Source organism: Thomasclavelia saccharogumia DSM 17460 (assembly GCF_000686665.1).
Taxonomy (GTDB): domain Bacteria; phylum Bacillota_I; class Bacilli_A; order Erysipelotrichales; family Coprobacillaceae; genus Thomasclavelia; species Thomasclavelia saccharogumia.
The window spans coordinates 20,327-27,762 of the sequence record NZ_JMLH01000042.1 but is presented as its reverse complement, the minus strand read 5'-3'; the positions used below and the strand labels follow the sequence as shown (position 1 = coordinate 27,762).

Annotated in this window: 6 protein-coding genes and 1 pseudogene; 1 reads left to right on the top strand and 6 read right to left on the bottom strand. The window is 28.0% G+C overall.

From position 1 onward, the window contains the following. Window positions 1–277, top strand: a pseudogene (locus BR82_RS17265) (ISNCY family transposase); the annotation flags it as partial. Between the two features lie 97 nt (window positions 278–374). Here BR82_RS17265 and BR82_RS0109835 read toward each other — a convergent pair. The 6 genes from BR82_RS0109835 to BR82_RS0109810 all read right to left on the bottom strand — a co-directional run bounded on the left by BR82_RS0109835 (window position 375) and on the right by BR82_RS0109810 (window position 7,431). Beyond that, on the bottom strand, window positions 375–1,340 hold the full coding sequence (locus tag BR82_RS0109835; RefSeq protein ID WP_027090046.1) for a hypothetical protein: 966 nt from the start codon (window positions 1,338–1,340) through the stop codon (window positions 375–377). 105 nt (window positions 1,341–1,445) lie between these two features. After that, window positions 1,446–2,924 carry a ribosomal protection-like ABC-F family protein gene (gene abc-f / locus BR82_RS0109830; protein ID WP_027090045.1) on the bottom strand — a complete coding sequence of 493 codons (1,479 nt, stop codon included), beginning with the start codon at window positions 2,922–2,924 and terminating at the stop codon, window positions 1,446–1,448. Window positions 2,925–3,129: 205 nt separating this feature from the next. Further along, window positions 3,130–3,480 (bottom strand): hypothetical protein, encoded by a 351-nt coding sequence (locus BR82_RS0109825; protein WP_027090044.1) that lies wholly within the window; start codon window positions 3,478–3,480, stop codon window positions 3,130–3,132. Between the two features lie 188 nt (window positions 3,481–3,668). After that, window positions 3,669–4,283 carry a PTS sugar transporter subunit IIB gene (locus BR82_RS0109820; protein WP_027090043.1) on the bottom strand — a complete coding sequence of 205 codons (615 nt, stop codon included), beginning with the start codon at window positions 4,281–4,283 and terminating at the stop codon, window positions 3,669–3,671. Between the two features lie 320 nt (window positions 4,284–4,603). Continuing rightward, entirely contained in the window at window positions 4,604–6,460 is a 1,857-nt protein-coding gene (locus BR82_RS0109815) for a fructose-bisphosphatase class III (protein WP_027090042.1), read from the bottom strand. Then, window positions 6,460–7,431, bottom strand: a complete 972-nt coding sequence (locus BR82_RS0109810; protein ID WP_027090041.1) for a Gfo/Idh/MocA family protein — start codon at window positions 7,429–7,431, stop codon at window positions 6,460–6,462. Before BR82_RS0109810 ends, BR82_RS0109815 begins: the two co-directional genes overlap by 1 nt. Window positions 7,432–7,436: the final 5 nt, after the last annotated feature.

Genomic DNA, 7,436 nt, shown 5'->3' with positions numbered 1-7,436 from the left:
AACAGATAGAGATATTCCTTGCTTCTTTAAGAACAAATCTGATTGTATGGTTATTGAAGCATTTGATGGAAAGTTGTATGTCAATGTATTAGATAATATCTATATTATGAAAGAAGTTCCTGAACACGAAAAATATTCAAAGGAATTTGATACTATTCCAAAGGAAAAGAAACCAAAGAAAAAATATATTCCTCCTCTTGATCATCCTTGGAGAAATGATGATTTTCTTGGGTTCCTTGCAAAACAGAAGCATCGTGAAAACGGTGCTAATGTTTAACTTTTTTTAAGACATTTTCAATTTTGCTTGACATATTTTTACTAATACTATAAAATAAAAAGGAGTGAATTTAGTAAAAATTTACTATTGATTTTCTTTAAATATTAACTATAAATACTTTACCCTGATAAGAAATTCTAATCATCTTTTCATCATTAATAATTTCATCCGGCATTTCAAAAGCAAAATGTACCATTACACTTTGATCAGCACTAATTACAGTCTCATTACCAGTAGTCAAATCACTACGTGCCTCATTTTCACAAAAAATACTAGCTGGATATTCATTACCATCTTTGTCCAATAATTTTGCCGCAGCAATACTACCTGCAGTTAAATCACTACCAGAAATATTTTTAATAGAAGTAGTTAAAACCACAAAGCTGTCAGTATCTTCATTTACTTTATAAAAAGTATATAACCCGCCAGGATTAGCTGGTGCTAATTCTTTAGTAACATTAATAGACTGTAAAGTTATTTCACTACGATTTTCAAGTGTAATGATATCATTCATATTTTTCACTTCATAATTTTTGCTTACATCTTCTAACTTAAATTTTAAAGCTGCTGTTTGCGGATTCTCTTCATCATTTGTTGTCAATTTAAATTCAATCTCATCTTTTAATTTTTTTGGACTAACTTCAGCATAAAAATGTACTTTACTTATTGTTTCACTCGCAATTACACTATTTTCTTCTAATGAACTTCCATCATCACTCACAGTAGCAATTGATGCAACATATTCATCTTCTCCGATCATAAATGAAGCGCTAAGATCTTTATTGATATCTAAATCACTAGTTTTTAAATTTTTCATACTAATAACAGTGTCTAATAATACATTAGAATCTTTTTGAGGTTTATAAAAAGTATAGGCTGTTCCTAGTGAATCTGGTGTAATCTGCTTAGGACTACTAATACTTTCTAATTCATAAGAAATTAAACCATCAAATTTATTTTCTTTACCCCATTTCATTGATAATGTCTTGTCTTCTTCGTTAGCACAAGCAGTTATACTGATAGCAATAAAAAATATAAAAAATAATTTTATAATTTTTTTCATTATATTATCCTCCTTTTCAACTGGCTATAAAATATTATACTATAATTTCAATAAATAAAATATTAAAATTTTAAATTTATTTAAAAATAACTATAGCAGTATTCTTTATGATAATGAAATTGTTTTTGTTTTGATTCGTTCACAGAAATATTGATCATGTTCAACAAACAAAATAGTTGGCTGAAATTCTAATAATAATTCTTGAATCTGTATTCGTGTAAAAATATCTAAATAATTTAACGGTTCATCAAAAATATATAAATGTGCCGGTTTAGCCAAACATCCTGCTAACATCACTTTCTTTTTTTGCCCTTTACTATATAAAGCTATATCCTGGTTAAATAATTCCCGAGAAAAATCTAACTTTCGTAAAATAGTTTTAAAAAGACTAATATCTAGATCATATTTTTTAGCAAAATCATCCAACCTTCCTTTAAGATCACTATCATCTTGTAAAAGATATGCAATCTTTAGGTTAGTACCTAAACTAATTTTTCCCTGATAATCTTTTATTTCATTCATAATTAATTTTATGATACTGCTTTTGCCAGAACCGTTTTTACCTGTTAGATTAATTCGATCTCCTTGATTTATATCAAAACTAATATTTTCTACTATCACTCTATCATCATAAATTATTTTAATATTTTCTAAATGACATAAACATTTTTTTGAATATTTTAAAGGTTCAAGTTTCAGTTTTTCGATTACTTCAACATTCTTTAATAATTCTTTTTTTTCTTTGATCATTTTATTTTGACGTCGTTCGACATTTTTACAGCGCTGCATCATCTTTGCCGCTTTATGACCTACATAGCCTTTATCAGGTTTAAGTCCAGAAACTTTCACATTCTTACTTGCTTCAACTTTGTTTGACCAGTCTTCATTTTGCCTAGCACTTTGTTGTAGTCTTTTAATATCTTTTTTTAACTGTTTATTTTTTTGGCGTTCTAATTCATCCTGCTTATTTTTTAATTCGTACCAAAGCGAAAAATTACCTTTAATAATTTCTATATTATTACGATTGATGGATAAAATATGATCAATACAATTATCTAAAAAATTCCAATCATGACTCACTAAAATAAAACTCTTTTTCTTTCTCAAATATTCACATAAAACCTTTCTACCATGATAATCTAAATGATTCGTTGGTTCATCAATTAAAACAAGATCATGGGGCTTTAAAAATAATATTGCTAATAATACTTTTGTCTGCTGACCTTTAGATAATGTTTCAAAGTTTTGCCATAAAACATTATCTTCAACATCTAACAATGATAATTCTCTTTCTATCTGCCATAGTTCATAATCATTTAAAATATCATCTATAATTTCAATTGTTTTTAAACTTTCATCTTTGAGTGCAAAAGGAAAATAATCAAATGTATATCCCGAACTAATGTATCCTTGATACTTGTATTTATTTTTAAACAAATTTAATAATGTTGTTTTCCCTTTTCCGTTTCTTCCAATCAATCCCAATTTCCAATTTGTATCGATTTGAAAGCTAATATTATCAAAAACATTTTCAATCTGATCATCATAACCAAATGTCAAATTCTTTACCTCTAATAAACCCATCTAATATCCCTCCTAACAATATAAAAGCTACAAGAAAATATATACTTGCAGCTAAAAAAGAATATTAGATTATTAATATTTTTAAGGATATATTTTCTTGCGCCCAAAAAACAGTATTAATACAACTGTTATCTTAAGTTTTAACAAGAAAATTTATACATCCTTCCACCTACTTTCACCTATATCTTACCAAAATTATTATTTTTTACAAGTATTTATTTTCAATCATTTCAATAAATACTTCCAAAGAATTAAATTTATCATTAAAATAATATAATCTTAAAATATCATTTTCTTCATAACCAGCCTTTACCCATCGACACAATAGATCTCGTTTAAATGGTGATAATTTATCAAGATTTAAATGATGCTTACTTACAAACCTTGTTGTTGCTTGCATCATTTGATCATATTCATCAATAATACAATCTTGATCGTAATTTCTGGCCATATATTCTACATATCCCAAAAAAATCTTTTTAAACTCTTCACCATCTACATCTTTTATATATTCTTTTAAACACATGATCAATAATTCAATATCTTCTTCTAACACAAAATCACCTATTTAAATTATTACCAAAAAAACATCTTTTATTTAAAACTCTTGTAAATATATTTTTACTAACAAGCTTATAATTAAAAACTCACCAGCAGCCAATTTAATTAATATCAAACAAAAAATCAAGAAATGCAGTTAATTACTACAAAATCCTGATCCTTTTTTATATCTTAAAAGAACACTTACATCTTTTTATTTTCAAATATATCACTTATCAGTTTTAAAGCCCCAGAGAAATTGTTAGTTGCAAATATGCGTACTGGAATAGTTAAAATTTCTTTGTTTTCTAAGCGACACTTAACTTGTGGTAATAAATAACTTACTTGAGGAGCTAACATGATAACATCATATTCATCAGCTATTTCAAATAATCTAGCATAGCCAACTGCTGAAATTTCATAAGGGAGATTTTCAAATTCAGCCAGTTCTAACATCTTACTAGCAAATAAACTTGTCGTTAAACCCCCGCTGCAGCAAAGTAAAATTCGAAACTGCGGTCTATTGACTGCGTCAACAGCACACTTTGCCATTTCTTTAAATAATTCAACAGCGTGATTCATATGAGTTAATCGGAAATGCAAATAAAATATTTTCTTATGATTCTGGCAATCGATCAATTCTTGTTCAAATATCCCATTACCATAATAAATTATTTTTCCTTCTACGGCATTATTTTTTACAATAACGACAGTTTGCTTTCTATCAGCATATTTTGTTTGCAAATTATATTTTTTCCCTTGAAGCATGATCCATTTCAAATAAAATATTGCATTGATTTCCTGATAAAACTCATCCATAACTATTCCCTCCCAATTTTAACACCACTTCAAAATATCTCAATTCAACAAAAAAAGCCTAAAACAGGCATTTTTTACAGTACCCTAAATTAATATTGCTTTCACTATTAAACATTATATCACGAATAACTTTATTACGATATGCTTAATAATAATTTTCTATTTCTAATTAAAAATAAAAATATTTTATCAACAAACTAATTTTTTAGTATTTGGATCAAATCATAATAGTTTCATTTTTTACTTTCTAACAAAACCAGCATATAAAAACAAAAAGAGATCACACAATACATGTCATCTCATTTTTAATTAATAGTATATCAATTCAGTGTTTCTTCATCACTGATCATCATATCATGAATTACCCCATCACGATATGCTTGTAGAAGCAATTCTAAATCTTTGATTCTTTCCATTATTCTTTTACCGTTATCACAATCTTTGATCAATAACCGTTTAGAATATTTTTCTATTAATTCATCTTTTAAAGTCGTTTGCCATGTAATTTCATGACAATGGCTTCTTAGCATTAAACTATATGAATCACTAATTAATGTATATCCCGAATTCCCTGTTTGCTGATAATATTGGGGACTAAACCCACCATCTATAACAACCAGTTTTCCATTTGCCTTGACAGGTGATTGACCATCTTTAATTTTAACTGGTGTATGTCCGTTGATTATATGACCATTATTAATTGAAAATTCTTTCAAAATCTTCATACATACATTTTCATCATTTAAATACATGTAATAAGCATTAGATCTCTCTTTTCCTAATTTTGGATCGTCGACAAACATTCGTATGAAATGTTTAAGATCACGACCACAAAACGGTGAAAGCCGCCCAGACCATAAAAACCAATATAAATCAATCGCATCTTTATCTTTTTCAAGATAACCGCTTCTTATTTTACGATCTAAATAATCAAAATATTTTTTCCCTGCTAATTTTTGATTACCCAAATCAACAGATATAAAATTACCATAAAAATCTAAAGGAATGCAGCCATGAAACAATAAATTATGATTACATATCTTATAGACACTGCCATTATTTAAAAGAAACTTAATATGATTATGTAATTTGGAACTATTTTTAAAATTTTTATTTAATTCTTGAATAATTTCAGTCTCTATATCATTTAATTGATATGGGCAAGCAGGATCGATAGTTTTAAAATCACTATCATTTAATGGATATAAGTGATTATCGATCATTATTTTATTATCAATGATCTTATCAAGATATAATTTATCATTCAGTTGGTATTCTGGATGAGCCATGATAATTTGACCTTCTAATTTAAACATGATTATTGCCATTAGTTTTTTACAAGCAGCAATCATGGACATATCTGGATATAATGATCGTGCTTCTTGAAATACTTTTTTCAAACTAATACCATAACCATTTTCAATCATTTCTAAACTGTCATATTTAAAGGCGTTTAAAACTACCATCGCTATACAACACTTATTTCCAGCTGCTGCTCCAATCATTAAAATATCGTGATTGCCCCATTGAATGTCAACCGAATGATATGTTTTTAACAAATCAATCACTTTATCGCCACGTGGTCCTCGATCATACAAATCACCTAAGATATGCAGCTGATCTACTGCCAGCTTTTTTATTAAATTACACATTTCGATCAAAAAGCTATAACATTTATCAACCGTTGCTAAGATTTCAATTATTTCATGATATTGTTCATTATTTTTAATGTTTTGACCATTTAACAATTCATCAAACAAATATGCATATTGTTTACTAAACATTTTTTTAAGCTTTGAACGTGTATATTTAGAACTCAACTCTTTAGCTAAAAGAACTAGATAAATTAAACTTTCATGATAATAATTCCAATTATTCTGTTTTTTTACTTTTTCAATTGTTTTTTCTGGTTCATATATCAACATACATAAAGCCGTTTGTTTTTCTTTTGATAGATCTTTAAAAATCGTTTCTATCTTATCTTGAATAACGCCAGAGCAGTTATTCAAGATACGCCTAAATTTAATATCCTCACCATGAATATCACTAATAAAATATTCTGTTCCCTTAGGCATTGATAGAATCATCTTTAAATTAATTATTTCTTCAATTACAGCTTCTCGACTAGGATATCTATTAGCCAGCAATTCCAAATAAGCAGTCTGCCGTATTTCCATTATTCAAACGGATATACCATACCCCATTGATTACGAATTGCTGTTAAAGTAGCCATCACATCACGGACATAAGTTAAATTTTCTTTACCGTCATTTTCCGTAATATATCTTTCCATATCATTTACTTCATAATCTAAAGCCAGATCAGTATCACCTAATTCGATTACTTCGCTATGCCCATCTACAGTATAAGTAATCGTTGCTTTATTACCACGAGGAAAATTATAAATTTCAATATAACCTTCTTCTAGAGCAATCATTCCTCTTTTTGGCTGTTTAGCTCGCATTGTAAGTGAAATAACTGCCATTTCTTCATCAGGATTTTTTAAAACGATTCCTGAAGTTTCATCAACTCCTGTTTCAAAATAATTTGCAGTTGTTAAAACAACATTAGGCTTACTAGTCATAAAATAACGAGCAAATGATACAGCATACACACCGATATCTAATAAAGCACCACCCGCTAATTCTTTAGCAAAGAAACGATTTTTCACATCATATTCTTTACATGATCCAAAATTAACTTGAATCATTTTCACTTTACCCAATTTACCACTTGTAATGATCTCTTTAACTTTACGATATAAAGGCATATGCAATAAAGTCGTTCCATCACTAATAATTAAATTCTTTTCTTTAGCAATTGCTACAGCTTCTTCTAATTGACGCTCATTTACAGTAATCGCTTTTTCACAAAATACATGTTTTCCTTTATTTAAAGCTTTGATCATCATTTCATAATGTAAATTATGAGGTGTTGCAATATACACAATATCAACATTTTCATCATCTAACATCTCATCTACATTTCCATAAGCTTTAACAACACCATATTCTTCTTGATATTTTTTTGCTCCTTCGATCGTTACATCACAAACAGCATAGATTTCATCATGAACTCTTTTTAAAGCATCACCCATTTCATGAGCAATCCAGCCCGTTCCTAAAATTCCCCAATTATATTTTTGCATCTTTA